The 17779-nt window shown below is 59.5% G+C and carries 16 protein-coding genes and 1 pseudogene; 1 reads left to right on the top strand and 16 read right to left on the bottom strand.

Translation table 11 applies throughout. From position 1 onward, the window contains the following. Positions 1 to 197: 197 nt before the first annotated feature. Positions 198 to 356: pseudogene (locus AC07ZE_RS03055) on the bottom strand (sulfotransferase family 2 domain-containing protein); the annotation flags it as partial. Positions 357 to 468: 112 nt separating this feature from the next. Continuing rightward, positions 469 to 2268 carry a lipid A export permease/ATP-binding protein MsbA gene (gene msbA / locus AC07ZE_RS03050; RefSeq protein WP_207261133.1) on the bottom strand — a complete coding sequence of 600 codons (1800 nt, stop codon included), beginning with the start codon at positions 2266 to 2268 and terminating at the stop codon, positions 469 to 471. A gap of 115 nt (positions 2269 to 2383) precedes the next feature. Between msbA and AC07ZE_RS03045 the strand changes: the two genes are divergently transcribed. After that, positions 2384 to 3025, top strand: a complete 642-nt coding sequence (locus tag AC07ZE_RS03045; protein ID WP_095192173.1) for a BUD32 family EKC/KEOPS complex subunit — start codon at positions 2384 to 2386, stop codon at positions 3023 to 3025. 38 nt (positions 3026 to 3063) lie between these two features. Here the strand turns inward: AC07ZE_RS03045 and AC07ZE_RS03040 are convergent, their stop codons facing one another. The 14 genes from AC07ZE_RS03040 to waaC form a co-directional block, all read right to left on the bottom strand. After that, positions 3064 to 4230 carry an O-antigen ligase family protein gene (locus tag AC07ZE_RS03040; protein ID WP_207261131.1) on the bottom strand — a complete coding sequence of 389 codons (1167 nt, stop codon included), beginning with the start codon at positions 4228 to 4230 and terminating at the stop codon, positions 3064 to 3066. Beyond that, positions 4220 to 4987 (bottom strand): glycosyltransferase family A protein, encoded by a 768-nt coding sequence (locus AC07ZE_RS03035; RefSeq protein ID WP_207261129.1) that lies wholly within the window; start codon positions 4985 to 4987, stop codon positions 4220 to 4222. Before AC07ZE_RS03035 ends, AC07ZE_RS03040 begins: the two co-directional genes overlap by 11 nt. Positions 4988 to 5026: 39 nt before the next feature. After that, positions 5027 to 5983 carry a glycosyltransferase family protein gene (locus tag AC07ZE_RS03030; protein WP_207261127.1) on the bottom strand — a complete coding sequence of 319 codons (957 nt, stop codon included), beginning with the start codon at positions 5981 to 5983 and terminating at the stop codon, positions 5027 to 5029. Continuing rightward, positions 5980 to 7410, bottom strand: a complete 1431-nt coding sequence (locus AC07ZE_RS03025; protein ID WP_207261125.1) for a PIG-L deacetylase family protein — start codon at positions 7408 to 7410, stop codon at positions 5980 to 5982. The genes AC07ZE_RS03030 and AC07ZE_RS03025 overlap by 4 nt, the downstream gene beginning before the upstream one ends. Positions 7411 to 7418: 8 nt before the next feature. Further along, complete coding sequence (locus AC07ZE_RS03020; protein WP_207261123.1) at positions 7419 to 8315, bottom strand: antimicrobial resistance protein Mig-14; 897 nt, start codon at positions 8313 to 8315, stop codon at positions 7419 to 7421. Then, the gene (locus AC07ZE_RS03015; protein WP_207261121.1) at positions 8315 to 9445 is read right to left on the bottom strand and encodes a glycosyltransferase; all 1131 of its coding nucleotides are present in this window, start codon (positions 9443 to 9445) and stop codon (positions 8315 to 8317) included. Before AC07ZE_RS03015 ends, AC07ZE_RS03020 begins: the two co-directional genes overlap by 1 nt. Next, entirely contained in the window at positions 9429 to 11186 is a 1758-nt protein-coding gene (locus AC07ZE_RS03010; RefSeq protein WP_207261119.1) for a carbamoyltransferase family protein, read from the bottom strand. The genes AC07ZE_RS03015 and AC07ZE_RS03010 overlap by 17 nt, the downstream gene beginning before the upstream one ends. A 153-nt stretch (positions 11187 to 11339) precedes the next feature. Then, positions 11340 to 11687 carry a YceK/YidQ family lipoprotein gene (locus AC07ZE_RS03005; protein WP_207267753.1) on the bottom strand — a complete coding sequence of 116 codons (348 nt, stop codon included), beginning with the start codon at positions 11685 to 11687 and terminating at the stop codon, positions 11340 to 11342. 167 nt (positions 11688 to 11854) lie between these two features. Next, on the bottom strand, positions 11855 to 13306 hold the full coding sequence (locus AC07ZE_RS03000; RefSeq protein ID WP_207261117.1) for a lipopolysaccharide kinase InaA family protein: 1452 nt from the start codon (positions 13304 to 13306) through the stop codon (positions 11855 to 11857). Beyond that, complete coding sequence (locus tag AC07ZE_RS02995; RefSeq protein WP_207261107.1) at positions 13306 to 14058, bottom strand: lipopolysaccharide kinase InaA family protein; 753 nt, start codon at positions 14056 to 14058, stop codon at positions 13306 to 13308. Before AC07ZE_RS02995 ends, AC07ZE_RS03000 begins: the two co-directional genes overlap by 1 nt. Then, positions 14055 to 14789 (bottom strand): lipopolysaccharide kinase InaA family protein, encoded by a 735-nt coding sequence (locus AC07ZE_RS02990; RefSeq protein ID WP_207261105.1) that lies wholly within the window; start codon positions 14787 to 14789, stop codon positions 14055 to 14057. The genes AC07ZE_RS02995 and AC07ZE_RS02990 overlap by 4 nt, the downstream gene beginning before the upstream one ends. Beyond that, on the bottom strand, positions 14789 to 15595 hold the full coding sequence (gene rfaP / locus AC07ZE_RS02985) for a lipopolysaccharide core heptose(I) kinase RfaP (protein ID WP_207261103.1): 807 nt from the start codon (positions 15593 to 15595) through the stop codon (positions 14789 to 14791). The genes AC07ZE_RS02990 and rfaP overlap by 1 nt, the downstream gene beginning before the upstream one ends. Next, on the bottom strand, positions 15596 to 16717 hold the full coding sequence (locus AC07ZE_RS02980; protein ID WP_207261101.1) for a glycosyltransferase family 4 protein: 1122 nt from the start codon (positions 16715 to 16717) through the stop codon (positions 15596 to 15598). Next, complete coding sequence (gene waaC, locus AC07ZE_RS02975) at positions 16717 to 17778, bottom strand: lipopolysaccharide heptosyltransferase I (RefSeq protein ID WP_137804179.1); 1062 nt, start codon at positions 17776 to 17778, stop codon at positions 16717 to 16719. The genes AC07ZE_RS02980 and waaC overlap by 1 nt, the downstream gene beginning before the upstream one ends. Between the last annotated feature and the right edge of the window lies 1 nt (position 17779).

Here is a 17779-nt window from a genome sequence, read left to right as displayed (position 1 = left end):
GGGTTTTCTGGTCATTTTTTGAGCAGAATCTCCGTCAGTCACTGGCACGCCCGCAGCGAACAACCGCCGCGCCGCCTCACGCTCGACCCGGAACGGCGAGATCGCTCCCACATTGGAATGCATTTCAACCGTGGGAGCGAGCCCGCTCGCGAAGGCGTCAGATCAATCACTACAACACTCAGGGATATTCAAGCACCGCGAACAAAGGCAAATTTGAAGCTGCTGGCAAACTGTTCGGGAAATTGTTGCTCGTACCAGTACAACGGCAGGTGTCCGAGGCTCCAGCCATCGAACAACGCAGCACAGATACTGCTGCCGGCACATTTGGGCACGTGGATAAACAGGCAGGAACGCTGCCGGGATTTATTCAGGTTTGATCAAGAAACGTAAGGATCTGGATACAAGTCTGCGGACGCATTGCACGTCGACAGTGCAACAGGGTGAGCCGGGCCCACCCTGCTGTCGGGGTCAGGCGATATCTTCGGCCGGTGTGTCCAGGCCCATCGCATGCAGACGCGAGTAATAGCCATTCTGCGCCAGCAACTGTGTGTGAGTGCCGCGCTCGACGATCTGGCCCTGGTCCATCACCAGAATCAGGTCGGCCTTTTCGATGGTCGACAAGCGGTGGGCGATGACCAGTGTGGTGCGACCTTTCATGACTTGGTCCAGTGCTGCCTGAATGTGGCGCTCGGACTCGGTATCAAGTGCCGACGTTGCCTCATCGAGGATCAACAGCGGTGCATTCTTCAACAACGCACGGGCAATCGCCAGGCGTTGACGCTGCCCGCCGGACAACAACACGCCATTTTCACCGACCTGGGTATCCAGGCCTTCAGGCATTTGCGAGATGAAGTCCATCGCGTAGGCATCGGCGGCGGCTTTTTCGATGTCGGCGCGGGGAGCGCCAGCCAGGTCACCGTAGGCGATGTTGTTGGCAATGGTGTCGTTGAACAGGGTCACATGCTGCGTGACCTGCGCCACGTGTCGACGCAGATTGCGCAGGCGATAGTCTTCGATTTCGACGTCATCGAGCAGGATTTCGCCAATGTCGTGATGATAAAAACGCGGTATCAGGCTGGCCAGGGTCGATTTGCCGCTGCCGGAGCGACCGACCAGCGCGATCATTTGCCCTGGCGCCGCCGTGAAGCTGATGTTCTTCAGCACTTCGCGCTCGGTCCCTGGATAAGTGAAGCTAAGGTTGCGCACCTCCAGATGGCCTTCGACGCGATCACGCTCGACCGTGCCGTTATCGACTTCAGGTTCGACGTCAAGCTGTTCGAAAATGCTTTCGGCACCGGCAACGCCTTTCTGGATGGTCGAGCTGACTTCCGACAACTGCCGGATCGGCTTGGGCAGCAAGCCTGCGGCAGTAATGTAGGCCACCAGATCACCGGCAGTGGCATCACCGCGCAGGAACAGCACCAGGAACATCAACACCGCCATGGCGGTATAGATCACCAGCTGCAGCATGGGCGTATAGACCGCGCCGGTCTTGGTCATGCGCAATTGCTTGTCGGTATTGCCCTGGCTGGCGGCGGCGAAACGGCGCTCTTCATAGCTCTCGCCGCCGAAGCTGCGCACCACGCGATAGCCCTGGATGGTCTCGGAAGCCACATGGGTCACATCCCCCATGGCTACCTGGATCTTCTTGCTCTGCTTGCGGAATTTCTTGCTGGTGCTGCTCACCATGACCGCGATCAGCGGCAGGATCGCAAGCATTACCAGGGTGAGCTTCCAGTTCATCCACAGCAGGTAGGCAAACAGGAACACCACGGTCAGGCCTTCACGAATGACCACTTTAATGGCATCCGTGGCAGCACCGGTGACCATGGTCACGTTGAAGGTGATGCGCGAAATCAGGTGCCCGGAGTTATGGGTATCGAAATAACGGTTGGGCAGCACCAGCAACTTGTTGAACAGCTCGACGCGCAAGTCATGGACCAGCCCCAATGAGACCTTCGCCAGATAGTAGTTGCCAAGAAACGAACCGAGCCCTTGCCACGCAGCGATCAGAATGATCAGCAATGGCACGGCCATCAGCAGCTGCAGGTCTTTCAGATAGGGGACATTGGGGAAGAGCACCGCTTCAGGGTTGCTCAGGCCATCGACGAAGTATTTGAGAATGCCGGCCAACATCGGCTGCGTCGAGGCAAAAATCACAAAGCCAACGATACTGAGCGCAAACATGCCCCAGTACGGACGCACATACGACAGCAGGCGCAGGTAAATCTTCAAGCTCGACGGCGCAGGCGAATCAGGGCTAGTCATGAGAACCCGTTGTATGAGAAAAGAGCCCGCGAGTGTAACACAGGCCATTTTAGTCGCTGAGCTGCGGTAACATGGCCGGCTATCCATGCCTCATGGCGTCGACCCCGGAGTATTGATGCAAGCGCTTGATCACACCCGATACCTTGCCCTGCGCGAGGGAGCACAAGTCCTTGAAGCGGATGGTTCGGGGGACAAGGTCTTGCGGCTGACGGATGGCTCGATCCTCAAACTGTTTCGTCGCAAGCGTCTGCTGACTTCGGCCGCCTGGTATCCGTACGCCAAACGGTTCGCCGACAATTGCGATGCGCTACGTGAGCGGCAGATTCCCTGTCCCTCAATCCGCCAGGTCTATCGCATCCCGAGTATCGCCCGCGATGCGGTGCATTACGATCCGTTGCCGGGGCAGACCTTGCGTCAGCTGCTGGATATCCAGGGCGATGCCGATCCACTGCGGGGTCAGCTTGGGGTTTTCATGGCCACCTTGCACGAGCGCGGGATTTACTTCCGCTCGGCGCATCTGGGCAACATCGTGCTCACGCCCGAACATCAGCTGGGCCTGATCGACATTGCCGATTTGCGGGTTTATCGCCGTCCACTACGCAAGACACTGCGGCTGCGCAATTTCAAACATATGGTGCGCTACCCGCAGGATCGGCAATGGTTGCTCGACAGGCGTGGAGAAGTCTTCATGCAGCACTATGGTCAGACCCAGAGCATCTGCTCCCCGGAAGAACTGAACAGCGCCCTGCAAAAATGATCCGACCACCTTCGCCTCCGAGGAGGCGAAGGTCAGGTTCATGCCAGCGCGATACGCTGCGCCTTGAGCACTCGCCCGAGGATCATCGCCCCAGGCAGCAGCACCAGCGGCCACAACTCGTCAGGGTTGCCGATCAGCAAGCTGCCATCGAAGTTCAGCATGACCAGCGCACACGCCAGGTACATGCCCCAGGCATCACGCAGACGCCAGGCCTGCCACAGCGTGGCCGCCATCAGCCCGATAAACAACACCAGAGCCACCGCGCCGCTGTACAACCCCAGTGCCACATAGATGTTGTGCGGGTGCTGGATCGGCATCCAGCCATCGAGCAACTGATCGGTGTGGAAATTAACGCCGCAACCCAGCACCCAGCCGCAGTTCTGCCACTCGCCCACCATGATGTGAAAGAGTTCGATGCGATACGAATCGCCACGGGTCCAGAGCGACTGATACCAGGCTTCGTCATGCACGATCAGGAACAGCACACCGACAACCACCAGACTGATCGCCACCATACTGCCAACCAGTCGCGGCTTGTGGTAGAGCCCATAAAGCAACCATATGCCCAGCAGGAACGCGACCCCGACAAACGCTGTGCGCGTTTGCAGCACAAAGGTCACCGCAAAGAGTGAAAAGACGATGGCCAGTGCGCTTTCCATCCAGCGACGCTCCCTGAACCAGTACGGCAATGCCAGCGCCAATGCGCACAGCAGCCAGATACTGGCGTAGATGACGTTCTGCAAGCGTGCCGGCAATAGCGCCACCCGGCTGCCGATTGCATATTCATTGGTGAACCAGCTGTAGAGGGCGCAACCGAAGATATACAACGCCAGGATCCAGAACTGCGCACGCACAAACCCCGGGCTGCGGAAAAACCATGGATCGCTGAAGGCACCCACGACCATGACGAACATCATCACGTAGAACACATGCTTGAAAAACTGCATCTGCCCGGCAATGGCTGCCGGCACCAGAAACCAAAGGATGAACGCCAGCCAGCCCAGCGCCAGCGGCTGCCTGAACAAGCCTGCGCCTCGCTCCTTGATCAGGAACACCAGACCCGGCACTACCATCAGGCCGTAGAACAGATTGTTGGTCCACTTCGAGGACCAGCCCACCACAAAGCTCAGCAAGAACAGGCAGAGTACTGCTCCGAAATACGACGTGACGGTGATCTTTCCTGGCTTCACGCCGCTAGATCCCATGAAGCACCCAACCTGCTACAAGACCGATAACAAGGGCCGCGATCAGCTTGAATCGATCGAGACGTTTACGTCGCAATTTATTCACACGCTCCTGCGGAACCACTACGTGTTCACCGAAGCCCGTGTGCAGTACCGCATCGTTTTCCAGAATCAACGCATAGCGGTTCTGCGCGGCATACAGGCGCGACAGGTCTTTTTCTCCAGAGAACGCGGAATACGGCGCATGGGCCAGGTAATCCGCACGGCGCCGCAGGCCCGGATTGAAGGAAAAGCCCTGCCAGTCTGCCTTTTGCGAGCCCAGTACATAAAAAGGAATGCCGTGGCTGACCTTGCGCTCGTTGAGGAACACATAAGGACTGTGGACCATCAGGTCGTGATTGAAGCTGCGTAGCCACACCTGAAGCGCCTGTGGATCCTCCTCCAGCAGGCACTGGGACTCTTCGATAAACCCTTCGCGATAGAAGTCCCAGTCATCCTCGCAGTGGAAAATCCACGATGTCTGCACCTGAGCATAGGCAGCATCGATGGACTTCAACTGACCCAGGCGCGGATTGTTGATGAAAAACTGGGTATGCGCCCTCCAGTGTTCCGGAATACAAGCCTCTACGGCACGGTCGCCAGAGTCTTCGGTAATGAACACTTTACGGATGGGAGCCGTGTTGAACCGGTCAAAAGTCTCCAGGGTTCGCTTCAACAGATCGAAGCGACCGCAACTGGTGATGACAACCGAAATGTCGCTAGTCTCGCTGAACAGCATGTGTTTACACCGCACCCTTGATTGTTGAATCGCCCGGCCTCACAGCCCTAGCGACACGCGTAATTTTTCTTTCCAGCTCAGTGGAGCCCGCTCGCGCAATGGTGCACGCATCGCCTCGACAATCGCATGCCCCACCGCACGGAAGGTATAACGCTGCTCTACCAGCGTTTGTCCGGCCAATGAAATGGCCTCGGTCAGTTGCGCAGACTCGCGCAGCACGGCCAGTTTTTCCCGAAGTTCGTCGCGGGTTCGATAGAGCACAACGTTGTGCATGTCGACGAAACCCAAGGCGCGATTCTCTTCTTCCCCTTGATCGTAGGCGAACAGCACACAACCACAGGCCATGGCCTCGAAATTCTTGATCATGTACTCGCCCATACCCACATCGGCACTAACGAAGTAACGGATCCGGCTCAGCGTTTCACAGTATTCCTCGCCCGACTTGGTGCGCGTGATCAACAGGTTTTCGACTTCGGCAACGGACTCGAGCATCTCCTTGCGTCCAGCATAAGCAACGCTGTTGAGACTGCCGACGAAACCCAATTCGATATCCCGTTCGCGCTGACGGTTTTGCAGCAGCGCCTGGTCGTAGCCTTTGGGCACGAAATGCGCGTCAAAGCCCTCGTCACGCAAACGCTGGCTGACCATAAACCCCGAGCTGATCACCCGTGCCCACGGCAATTTACGGTAATGCGCACTGAATTTGCCGGTGTATTTGCACGGGATGTAATTCTGATAGGCATCGTGCTCCAGAATAACCAGATTGGGCAGCGTCTGTATGAACCGCACCTGTCTGATTTCTTTTTTGAAGCGCAGGAAAAACACGATCCGGTCATAGAGGGTCACATCGACATGTTTGCGGAAATAACCCCGCAAGTCGTCCTGCTCGGCACTGGTCAGCTCACGCTTGTCGCAGTCGCACTGCTCGGCAATACCGTCATACAGTCGATCGAGGATCGCTCGTTGCTCTTTCTGCACCAGAAACAGAACTTTCAATTGGGCTCTCTCTTGCCAGTCAACTCTTGGACCCAGAACAACTCGTGGCGTCGCACTGTTTTACGGAAAAATTCGTTTTCACCAAAAGCTGGCCAGCGTCGGCCTGCGAGACACCGTTGAATGGCCCGGCGAAGAAGGCGTTTGAGGGGCAGCCGGGGCTGAAGGTCGTGCATCATGCCCAAAGACATGGCTTTGTGCCACTGCACTTCGGTCGACAGAAAAGGCGTCCATGGCCGCAAGGGCTCGACAGCATCGAACTGCGGTGGCAGCGCGACACCCGTGCCTGCGTCGCCCATTGGCCAGCGATCGTTGTCGTGCAAATGATTGGCGTAATGCAACAGGATTTCTGGCTGCCAGGCTGTGCCGAGCAGCGCTTGCATCACCGCCTGCTGTGAGCATAGATGGTCCGGATGCGGATCGAAGTGCGGATGTGGCAAAACAATGACCTGGGGCTGGATGCGCTCGATCAGCTCACGCAAATCGGCCAGCAGATTGTTCCAGGATGGCACTCCGTCGACATCACTGCCCAACGTAAATGGATTGAACTTGCGGAAATACCGGGTATCACCCAGATGGGCCTCACGGGACGCCACGGCTTCGGCCGGCGCGCTCTGCATCGCAGGCAATTGCAGGCAGAAATAACCCAGCTGGATGCAACGTTCCTGAGGAACACCGCCCCACAACGGCACACTGACACTATCCCAGGCGCGAAGTGCCCCCTTCAACCGTGACGCCTCGACGCCTTCAAGCCCCATCCGCTGATAGTGCTCGGCTTCGATTTCACCGGCCGTGACGGTCACGATCCAGCTTTGACTGGCACGACTGTACAACCCGAAGGCAGCCAGTTCCGCGTCATCGGCATGGGGTGCAATGACCATCACCCGCTGACGACTGTAATCCGGATGCTCGAATGCCCACAGCACCGGTTCGCCCCACAGCCGGCAGAAACGCCCACGCAGGCGCAATTCCCCGCGCGACAACACCTGTGCCTGACCGCTGAGGTTGAGGTAACGCAAGCCGTTCACGCCACGTTCGAAGGTTTGTCGATCCGGGTTATCACCGCCGGACAGCTCGACGACCGGATCAATGAATCGCCCCAACCACGTACTTTTGACGCGCAGCGCCAACACCAGCGTCGCGTCATCGACCAGCATGACGCCATCGTCCAGCCGCAGGCGATCGCCACTCAGATGAACCTTGGGTTGCGGCGTGTAGGGCGGGAAACTGTATTGATAATCGTCTTGGGGCGAATAGAACAGGTGATCGGCAAACCAGGCCTCATGGGCAATCCACCCCAGAGCCGCGAGCACCAGCGGCAGCCACCAGGCCACCACTGCACCACATACAACCAACAGCCCCAGTGCGATCAGCAGACCGATGCGCTTGTTGCGGCGATGACGCTTGAGCAATTGCTGCTTGCGGCTCATGGGCTGACTCACACGGTGTAGACCGGCACAGGGTTGCACCAGCGATCCTTGTATTCCCGGTCGGCGCGACCGAAGGAAAAACGCAAGGGCTTGTCCAGCGCCCGGGCATGCTCCCAGGCGCTTTGGGTGTTGAGAAAACTCAGCACGCTGCCGGGGCTGAATTCGCGGGTTTCAGGGTCGACGCCGCCATTGATGTATTCGACGCTGATCCACTGCGGCGTCTCGACGCGGTACACCAGCTGGATCGCAATCGGCGCATCATTGAGGAAAATCACCGAGCCAATCAGCAACTCGCGCAACAGCTCGATGACGTCGGCCATGCGTTCAGCTCCTGTGGCCGGGAAACCCCAGCGCCGCTGGAACAGATCGCAATAAATGGCGGCCAGTTCACCACTGGTAAATTCGCCGACCGGCCGTACTACGCCACCCGCCTCCTCCAGCAGCCTGAGCTCGCGGCGCTGGTTGTAACGAAACTTCTTCGACAACTCTTCAGGTGTGCGGGCCATGGCCAGTTGTTCGGCCTGCAACTTGATGCCGGTAAAACGGCTTTCGTTCAGCGCCGACAAATAACGACCGCGATGACGCAGGGGAGCCTGTGCATCTTCAGCGGCGGGCAAGATGATCTCGGCATTGCCAAGGTCGAACAGGCCTTTCTTTCCGCTGCGTTTGAGTACGTCCTTGGACAATGCAAGGTCACGACCCCATGTCGGAATCGCCGCCTTGATTTCGCCATTTTGCTCCCAGGCCAGGTAACGAACCGGAATATCGGCCAGCTGCGCCAGCCGCTCGACCACCATCGGATGAGTCGCGACGCTGCCACCATAACGCTGCCAGGTTTCGGCATATGTAGAGGCGTCGGCTACCGACCAGCCACGTTCGCGCCAGCCTTGAAATCGGTTGAGCATCAGCCCCTCGGTGCCAGTTCGATAACGTGTGGCAAATGCCAGAAAGCATCGCGTACCGCGCGGTCGGAGAAACGTTCGCGCAAGCGGTCGAGCATCAGTTCGGCGCATTGGTGACGTTGACCTTCGTCCATCGCGGCCAGATGTTGCAGCCCTTGCGCCAGGTGTTCGGCATCGCCCAGCGGGAACAGGATGCCCACGCCTTCGACCACTTCCTTCGCCCCGCCACACGCGGTGGCGAGCAACGGTACGCCGGCAGCCATGGCTTCGAGCAGCACCATGCCGAACGGTTCGTGATCGGAACTCAGGGCAAACACGTCGAAGGCACGGAAATAACGTCGCGCCTCGGGCACCTGGCCGAGGAACAGTACGCGGTCGCCAATCCCCAGCTCGCGGGCCTGGGCTTTGAGATCTTCCTCCAGACGACCGCTGCCGAGGATCACCAACTGACTGTTGGCCGGCAAGCCCGGCAGCGCCGCAGCAAAACCGTCCAACAGCGTGGCCTGGTCCTTGTCCGGATGCAGTCGCCCGACGTTGCCGACAATCCAGGCATCCGCCGCCAGACCGAGCACTTCTCGCGCCTCGCTCGCCGGCACTTGACTGTCCTGCAAGGCCTGCACATCGATGCGGTTATAGAGGGTTCGTATCCGTGCCGCTGGCCATTTCGGCAGGCAACTGCGCATGTCATCGCGCACCGCATCGGACACCCCGAGCAGGCTCAGACGCTTGCGGAAAATATGCGCGAACAGTTTGCGCGAGCCACGTTTGTAATCGTCAAACGCGTGATGCACGCCAATCACCGGCAACGAGGTGCCGAGCAAGGCGATATAGATCGGCTTGAAGCGATGAGCGATGCAGAAACTGAAATTGCGCGAAGCGGCGATCTTGCGCAGATCGCCGATGGCACCCAGCTTCAAGCCACGAATGGCCCTGGAGCTGTACTCCATGAACAACACTTCATCGGAGGCGCACCCCGCGGCAACTTCGGCATCGGCGACCCCGGTCAGAAAAACCGTGGTCACGCGATAGCCGGTCCCCGCGAACAGGCTGGCGTACTGCCGGGCGCAGTCCAGAAACGGGCCATCATAGCCGTGGCAGAACTGCAGCACATGGCGTTCAGCCGAGCGTGTCATATGCGTTCGCGCCCTCTTTGACCACCAGGATGTCTTCCATGATCAGATACTGTAGATCCGAACCGAAGAACATGTTCAAGGCGTCCGTCGGTGAGCAGATCATCGGCTCGCCACGACGGTTGAGCGAGGTGTTGAGCGACACACCGTTGCCGGTCAGTACTTCCAGCGCCTTCATCATGTCGTAGTAGCGCGGGTTGTATTCGCGCTTGAGCACCTGGGCGCGGGAAGTACCGTCTTCGTGCACGACTTCCGGCACGCGGGTTTTCCACTCCTCAGCCACTTCGAAGGTGAAGGTCATGAAGGGAGCCGGGTGATCGATCTTGATCATTTGAGGCGCGACGGTGTCGAGCATCGACGGGCAGAAAGGCCTCCAGCGCTCGCGGAACTTGATCTGGTGGTTGATGCGATCGGCCACGCCGGCCACGCTCGGGCAACCAATGATCGAACGACCGCCCAATGCGCGCGGACCGAACTCCATGCGGCCCTGGAACCAGGCCACCGGATTGCCGTCGACCATGATCCTGGCGATCTGCTCCGGCATGTTGTCGAGCTTGCGCCACGCTGGCTTGTTCGCATGACGGGCACAGGCAGCGATCACGTCTTCGTTGCTGTACGAGGGGCCGAGGTAGACGTGCTCCATTTTCTCGACCGGTACGCCACGGGCGTGGGATACATAGGCAGCGGCGCCGACTGCGGTACCGGCATCGCCGGATGCAGGCTGTACGAACAGTTCCTTGATATCGTCGCGGGCGATGATTTTCTGGTTCAGCTTGACGTTCAACGCACAGCCGCCAGCGAAGGCCAGCTTGCCGGTTTCCTTGAGCACATCGCCCAGGTAATGGTCGATCATCTGCAACGCCAGTTTCTCGAACAGCGCTTGCATGCTCGCGGCGTAGTGGATGTAAGGCTCGTCGGCGATGTCGCCTTCGCGCTTCGGGCCCAGCCATTCGATCAACTTCGGCGAAAAGTAGAAACCCTTGCCCTTCTCTTTATAGCGGCGCAGGCCGATGACGTTGGCGTAATCGGTGTTGATCACCAACTCACCATTTTCGAACGAGGCCAGACGCGAGAAATCGTATTTGCTGGCGTCGCCGTACGGCGCCATGCCCATGACCTTGAACTCACCGTCGAGCATCTCGAAACCGAGGAACTCGGTGATCGCGCCGTAGAGGCCGCCCAGGGAGTCAGGATCAAAGAACTCCTTGATCTTGTGGATCTTGCCGTTTTCACCGTAACCGAAGAAGGTCGTGGCGTACTCACCCTTGCCGTCGATCCCGAGGATCGCGGTTTTCTCTTTGAAACCGGAGCAGTGGTAGGCGCTGGAGGCGTGGGCCAGGTGATGCTCGACCGGCTCGATCTTGATTTTCTTCGGATCGAAGCCCAGTTGCTCGAGGCACCAGACAATCTTGTTGCGATAGCGCTTGTAGCGGCGATTGCCCATCAGGATCGCGTCGAGGGCGCGGTCCGGGGCGTACCAGTAACGCTTGGCGTAGTGCCAACGCGCCTTGCCGAACAGGCTGATCGGAGCGAACGGGATCGCTACCACGTCAACGTCGGAAGGTTTGATACCAGCCTGTTCCAGGCAGAACTTTGCCGATTCGTAAGGCATGCGGTTCTTTGCATGTTTATCGCGTACGAAGCGCTCTTCCTCAGCCGCCGCGACCAGCTTGCCGTCGATGTATAAGGCTGCGGAAGGATCATGGCTAAGGGCGCCGGACAGGCCAAGAATCGTCAATGCCACAGGGGTCTAGCCTCTTTAGTCTGCATGCAGGCGCAGTGGCGCCTCAAAAAATGATGTGCCTTCGCAAGGAGCGCGAGGCAGCTAAAGGGCGGGATTATAGCTTAAAAGCAGCGGCAAGCCTCTAGCTGCAAACGGCAAGAAAGCGCGCGCCCCTCAAGAGGCTCCCCAGCCGCGCGCGGGCCGCCAGTAAATGAGGATGTTGCCATCCACGGTCTGCCGGTAAATCGTGTACGGCAAGACAACGGTATCCAGACCGCCAGACAAAGCCAGGTCCAGCAAAACGAGCGGTACGAGGATTCCCGTGGGATCGGGCGGCGCGTTCAGTACACAAAAATCGTAAGCCAGGCCGCTGTAGACCCGCGGGATTGACTGACAGTAGGTTTTTTGCCGGCGGAGCCCCTGGGCGGCTTCGGCATCATCCTGCAACACCGTTGCAACGGTCCCGCAACCGGTCAAGGCCAGTGAGATTGCGCTTGATGCGACTGCCATTCTGATTGTCAAAGCCTGCCCTCCGAGAACGTCAGGCAAACTAGCATCGTGCTCAATCAAGTCACAGTTCATGACTTCCGAAGATTGCGTAGGACGGATCACAAGAACTTGCCCCCTGATCTCGAGCGCCTGATTTGGCCCCTTCGCGAGCAAGCCCGCGAAAGGACCGAAGGTTCGACTCAGGAAGCGCTGGAGATGTCTTTGGGCAATCGCTGATCTATGACCTGATACAGCGCACTGCCCTCCGGCCAGTTGCGCATGAACCGCGCCCGGTCCCGCGCGTACGCCGGGGCGAAGCTGGCAAGCGAACCGTGCTGGCACATCGAATCCAGATCGATCAGCGCCCAGCGATCATCCTGCCAGAACAGGTTGTGCCCCTTGAAGTCACCATGACTGATGCGCTCGCGTATCAGTTCGGCAAACAGATGATCCAGCGCGGCCAACTCAGCCTCGGGCGCATCACCACTTTCAACAAAGGGGGCGAAGCGCTCGATGATGTCCGGCCCCGACAGATGCTCGGTGATCAGGTAGGCGCGGCTGCGCAGCCAGAGAAAACGCTTCTCCAGCAACGCCAGGGGTTTGGGTGTTGCGATGCCGAGGAACGCCAGGCGATTGCCCTCACGCCAGGAGTGCCAGGCGCGACTGGGGCGCCAGAAGCGTTTGAGCCAGTGGGCAAAACCCTTGATGTTGTAGCGTTTGATCACCAGCGTGCGACCATCCACCTCGACCTTGCCGACGCTCGCCGCACCGCCGGTCTTGTACAAGTGCCCCTGATCAAGCAAAGCATCGGCCTGCGCCAGTACCGGCAGCATCGCCGCTTCTTCCTCGCGACGGATGGCCCGTAATCCGAATGCGCCGCGCCGGACACTGAACAACGTGCACTCACGGCCAACCTTGGCCAGGAAATCCTTGAGACGCCAGCTACGCACTTTGTCGACTTGCTTCTGCAGCGCCTCCATGGGCAAGGCATGCTCGCCATTGCTCAGCAGGTAGTACACCAGCAACTCTTCGGTGAACGGTTCCAGCGTCTTGGGCAACTGGGCGAAAAATACCCCGAGGTTTTCCAGGACTTTCTGCCGCGACAGTGGCTGGCCAGGTGTTTCGGCGCAGATCCCGGCGCCATCGATCAAATACAATCGACTGCCCTGACGCAGCAAGTTGTCCAGGTGCAGATCTTCCTGCCACAAGCCTCTGCGGTGCATTTGACCGATCGCGCCCAAGGCTTCGGCCAGAACCGCCGATTGCTCATCGGCCAACGCCGGCATGTGTTCGACCTGCTTCCAGTCATCGCCCAGGCTTGCAGCGCCTTCCAGAAACTCGAACAGCAACCAGCCGCCCTCGCCGTCCTTAAGACCGTCTGCCAACAGCAGCGGAGTGGTCAAGCCTTGCGCCGCCAACAGGCGCACGCCGTCCAGCTCGCGCTTGAAATGTCGCGCCGCTTTGCTGCCGACCAGCAATTTGGCCAGCACCGGACGCCCCCGCCACACACCGGCACCGACATAACGCTGCCCGGGCAGCACCCGCAACAGGCTCAGCAATTGCAAATCGGCAGGCCCCGCGGCGTCAGCCAGGGCAAGACTCAGCGGCAATGACGGACTGCGGCCAGCGTTCTTCAACTCCGACAAACGCATCAGCGCTTCTCCTTATAGCTGCGCCGCGAGGTCAAACGGGCCAACCAGCTATCGATCAACGAACTGTCTGGCGTCTGATCCAGATAGGCGGCCAGCAAAATGCGCAACTGCGCTTCGCTCCACTCCGGCGCCCGACGCAGCAGCGGCTCCAGATCCTTGACCCGGTCGCGCCGACCCAGCAGCAACGGTCGGGTCTTTTCCAGGTCGATCAACCGGGCCTGATAGCCATCGCCGGTGGCGCACAGAAAAATGTGCTTGGGATAAAAACAGCCGTGCACCTGACGCTTGCCGTGCAGACGCTGCGCCAGTTTCCCGCAGGCTTGCAGGATGGCGGTGTGTTGCGCCTCGCTCAGGTCCGACCAGCGCTGCAGCAACGAATCCAGATCATCCCAACCGTCCAGGGCACGGGTCAGCAAAATTGCCCGGACTTCACCGTCGACCTTGCGTTCACCGAAGAACGCCGCCTTCAGCGCCGGAATACCGAGCGCCTCATAGCGGCTGATGTTGCGAAACTCCCGGGCGAAACTTGGCTCGCCAAAGGGCGCGTGCAAGGTGTGCATCTGGTAGTTGCTCTGACGCTTGAGGTAGAAGCCGTGACCTTCCAGATCCAGCCGAAACACGCTGCTCCAGCCACCGCGCAGGGTGTTGGGTTCGTCCACGGCATCGAGCTGCCGGGTCCAGAGTGCGTCGAACGTGCCGAGGCCGTGACGCTCGAGCAGCGCACGGTCTTCAGCAGCCAGGAAATCAGTCATTCGCGTCCCTCGAAAAATCTCACCACGTGCCGGATCCGTTTTTTATCGGCGACTGTCAGCCGGGCAGTTTGGCGGTATTGCAGGTAAAAGCGCAGGCGCTGGGTAGCCGACAATTGATACTTGGCGACCTTGTCCAGGCACGCCAGGTCCTTGGTGATGCGATACTTGAGCCAGAAGCCGCGCCAGAAATCGCCATTGGGGCAATCGATCAGGAACAACCTGGCCTGATCGTCGATCAGCAAGTTGCGCCACTTCAAATCGTTATGGGTAAAGCGATGTTCGTGCATGGTCCGGGTATAGTCGGCCAACTGGCGACTGACGGTATCGACCCAGGCACGGTCCGCAAGCTTCGGGTCGCGCCGCTCGGCCAGGGCCGACAAGTCTTCGGTGTGCGGCAACTCACGGGTGATCATCGCCCCGCGATCATAGGTTGCCCCTCGCCGCTCCAGCCCCCAGGCCACCACCTCGGCAGTGGGAATGCCCCACTTGGCAAAGCGCTTGAGGTTTTGCCATTCCATTTTCACCCGCGGCTTGCCGATGTAGCGACGCAAGCCTTTGCCGGCGCCCACGTAGCGTTTGACGTAGTAGTTCACGCCGTTGCGCTGAACGCGAATAACCTCGGACAGCGGGTCGTGGGTCAGTCGCTCGCCCTTTAATGCAAACACAGCATCAAGACTGCCGAAATCTGCGGCCAGATCGCTGTAAGCAGGCTCCAGTGTCCAACCCGCCATCAGAGCGCGTCCCCGTATCGCTGCTTGCGATCGTAGAGCTTGTTGGCCTTGCCTTCGAGCCAATTGAGCAGCCCGGCTTCTTCACCGAGAATCTGCCGCAGAGGCTTCTGGAAGTATCCTTTGAGGAAGCGCAGTTTGTCGCGACGGGTCAAACCGATATCCAACGCCGAAAAATACAGCGCCGCCAGATCCTTGTTGCGCCAACGCCGGGTGATCGTCGGACGGGTCTGGGCGCGGTGCAGGTCGATCACCGAGAGTTTGAAGTCGTTCGCAGTCACCGGTTTATCGGTATGCAGCAGGAAGTGACAGATATAGCAGTCGCGATGATTGACCCCGGCGCGATGCATCATGCCGGTCATGCGTGCAACTTCGGCGATGAGCGCGCGCTTGAGTTTTGGCTCCGGCGGCTGCTTGACCCAGTTGATGCTGAAGTCTTCAAGACTGATAGTCGGCGCCAGCTCTTGAGTGACGATGAACGAATGCTGATCCGCCGGATTACTGCCCTTCTCGCCGTAAGCGACGGCCGTCATGGTCGGCACGCCGACTTCCTGCAGGCGCTGGATGGCTTTCCACTCCTGGCCGGCACCGAGTACCGGTAACTTGGCGGTGAGCAGGTTCTTGAAGATCTCGCCCCAGCCGATGCCACGGTGGATCTTGACGAAGAATCCGTTGCCGTTCACTTCGGTGCGCAGGGTGCGGCGAGCTTCAAGTTCGCGGTACACCTCGCCCTTGAGCCCCTCGACTTCGGCGAACGGGTCGCGCCCGGCCCAGAGGCTCTTGAACGGTTCAGCCAGCATCAACTTCATTTAAGCGTGCTCCGCCAGAATCACATCGGCCGCGTGCTGCGGCATGCTATAGAGGTCGGCCGTTTCAGCGAAGGCCAGACCGTTGCGGCTCCAGGCCGCCCGTGCTTGAACGTCGTTCAACATGCCGGTCAGGTACTGCGTCAATTGTGCCTGCTCGAACGGCTCGTCCAACACCAGGCCTGCATCGGCCTCGGCAATGTAATGGGCATAACCACAGACCGCACTCACCAGTACTGGCAACCCGGCCACCAGCGCTTCAAGCAGCACAGTGCCGGTGTTTTCGTTGTACGCCGGGTGAATCAACAGATCGGCGCCCAACAGGAAACGCGGGATATCACTGCGCCCCTTGAGGAACGTCACGTTGTCACCAAGCCCCAATGTGGCGCTCTGCATCTGGAATAATTTGGGGTCGTCCTGGCCGATTACAAACAGCCGAGTGCGTTTTTTCAGCTCGGCGGGCAGTGCCGCCAACGCCTTGAGGCTGCGATCGACCCCCTTGGTCTTGAACCCCGAGCCGATTTGCACCAACAGCAACTCATCGTCCTTGAGGTTGAATTCGGCGCGGAACCCGGCACGAATCTCGTCCGCATCCGCGGGCCGGCGGCGGTCCTGGGCGATGCCCGGCGGCAGCAGATGGAAGCGTTTGAGCGGCGTGCCGTAATGCTTGATGAACAGCGGTTGCTGCACTTCGGAAATCATCAACACTTCGGTCTTGGCGTCCTTGGCGAACACCGCGCGCTCGTATTCGGCGAAGTGACGGTAACGGCCCCAGCGGCGGTACAGCGAGTTGCGCAGGTTCTGCGCCTTGTCTTCGAAGCAACCGTCGGCGGCGTAGTAGACATCCAGGCCGGGCATCTTGTTGAAGCCGATCAGACGATCCACCGGGCGCTTGGCCAAGTCAGCCTCCATCCATTCGCTGAGCTTTTCATTGCGCCGGTGATTGAAGAACGCCTTGACCGGTGCCACCAGCACTTCAAATCCTGGCGGTACGTCGCCTTCCCAGATCAGCGTGTAGACGCGAATCTGGTGGCCGCGCCTCTGGCACTCCAGGGCAATGCGCATGAAGTCGCGCTGCAAGCCACCAAAGGGAAAGTATTTGTACAGGACAAATGCCAATTGCATCAGCGCAGCTCCTCAGCCAGTAACAACGTGCTCAGTCTGCTGGCGACACGCTCGGGGTTCAGACGCGTGAAGCACAGTGGCCACTCGCGTTTCAGATCAAACTGACGGGCATCTTCGGCCGTCGGTTGATAGGTGCATTTCTTTTGCAGGCACGGCGCACAGGGAAAATCGCTGGCCAGGTGAATCTGCGACTTGCCGTAGGCACCCGTCAGTCCGGGGTTGGTCGGGCCGAACAGCGACAGGGTCGGCACATCCAGTGCCGCGGCCAGGTGACCGAGGCCGGTGTCCACGGCCACGCAGGCTTGAGCCCCGGCCAGCACCTTGCCGACACCCGCCAGATTCAGCTTGGGCAGCACTTCGACGTGCTTCAAGTCCTTGGCGATGCGTTCGGCGCGGGCCTTTTCGATCGCGTTGCCCCAAGGCAGTTTCACCCCGACCCCCAGGTAACCGACACGCTCGGCCAGCTCGCGCCAGTAGGCTTCCGGCCAGTGCTTGGTGTCCCAGGTGGTGCCGTGCAGGAACAGCACGTACGGATTCTTGCGCGGCAGCTCCACCAGCCGCTCGACGTTCAGGCCATAGTCGCCCAGGCCTTTGGGCAGGTCATAACCCAGGGCCACGGCGAACAACTGACGCACCCGCTCCACCGCATGCTGCCCACGGGCCACGGCCAGACGTCGGGAATAGAAGCGCGCGGCAATCGGCTCACGGGCGGAGTCTTTGTCGAGACCAGCAACCGGGGCCTTGACGTAGCGGGTCAGCAACGCGCTTTTGAGCAGACCCTGGGCATCGATGACCAGATCGTATTTTGTGGCACGAAGGCTTTGCTTGAAACGCTTCCACTCGCCGCTCTTGATGGTCTGCCAGATGTTCTTGCGCCAGCGACGGATAGCCACCGGAATCACCTTGCCCACCGCCGGGTGCCAGGTGGGAATTTCGGCGAAGCCTTCTTCCACCACCCAGTCGAAGGTAATGCCGGGGATGGCCCGCGCAGCATCGGTCAGCGCCGGCAACGCATGAATCACGTCGCCCAGCGATGAAGTCTTGATCAGCAGTACCCGCAAA

The organism is Pseudomonas sp. GW101-3H06 (assembly GCF_059424605.1).
Note: the sequence above shows the minus strand (reverse complement) of the source record. Positions and strands in the feature narration are given on the sequence as shown.

What these genes read in the sequence shown, in the direction of transcription:
- AC07ZE_RS03035 (WP_207261129.1), bottom strand. Translation starts at nt 4,987, where the DNA reads ATGCTGTTCAGCGAGACTAGCGACATTTCGGTTGTCATCACCAGTTGC.
- rfaP (WP_207261103.1), bottom strand. Translation starts at nt 15,595, where the DNA reads ATGAAGTTGATGCTGGCTGAACCGTTCAAGAGCCTCTGGGCCGGGCGC.
- AC07ZE_RS02980 (WP_207261101.1), bottom strand. Translation starts at nt 16,717, where the DNA reads ATGCAATTGGCATTTGTCCTGTACAAATACTTTCCCTTTGGTGGCTTG.
- AC07ZE_RS03020 (WP_207261123.1), bottom strand. Translation starts at nt 8,315, where the DNA reads ATGCTCAACCGATTTCAAGGCTGGCGCGAACGTGGCTGGTCGGTAGCC.
- AC07ZE_RS02995 (WP_207261107.1), bottom strand. Translation starts at nt 14,058, where the DNA reads ATGACTGATTTCCTGGCTGCTGAAGACCGTGCGCTGCTCGAGCGTCAC.
- msbA (WP_207261133.1), bottom strand. Translation starts at nt 2,268, where the DNA reads ATGACTAGCCCTGATTCGCCTGCGCCGTCGAGCTTGAAGATTTACCTG.
- AC07ZE_RS03000 (WP_207261117.1), bottom strand. Translation starts at nt 13,306, where the DNA reads ATGCGTTTGTCGGAGTTGAAGAACGCTGGCCGCAGTCCGTCATTGCCG.
- AC07ZE_RS03025 (WP_207261125.1), bottom strand. Translation starts at nt 7,410, where the DNA reads ATGAGCCGCAAGCAGCAATTGCTCAAGCGTCATCGCCGCAACAAGCGC.
- AC07ZE_RS02990 (WP_207261105.1), bottom strand. Translation starts at nt 14,789, where the DNA reads ATGGCGGGTTGGACACTGGAGCCTGCTTACAGCGATCTGGCCGCAGAT.
- AC07ZE_RS03015 (WP_207261121.1), bottom strand. Translation starts at nt 9,445, where the DNA reads ATGACACGCTCGGCTGAACGCCATGTGCTGCAGTTCTGCCACGGCTAT.
- AC07ZE_RS03045 (WP_095192173.1), top strand. Translation starts at nt 2,384, where the DNA reads ATGCAAGCGCTTGATCACACCCGATACCTTGCCCTGCGCGAGGGAGCA.
- AC07ZE_RS03040 (WP_207261131.1), bottom strand. Translation starts at nt 4,230, where the DNA reads ATGGGATCTAGCGGCGTGAAGCCAGGAAAGATCACCGTCACGTCGTAT.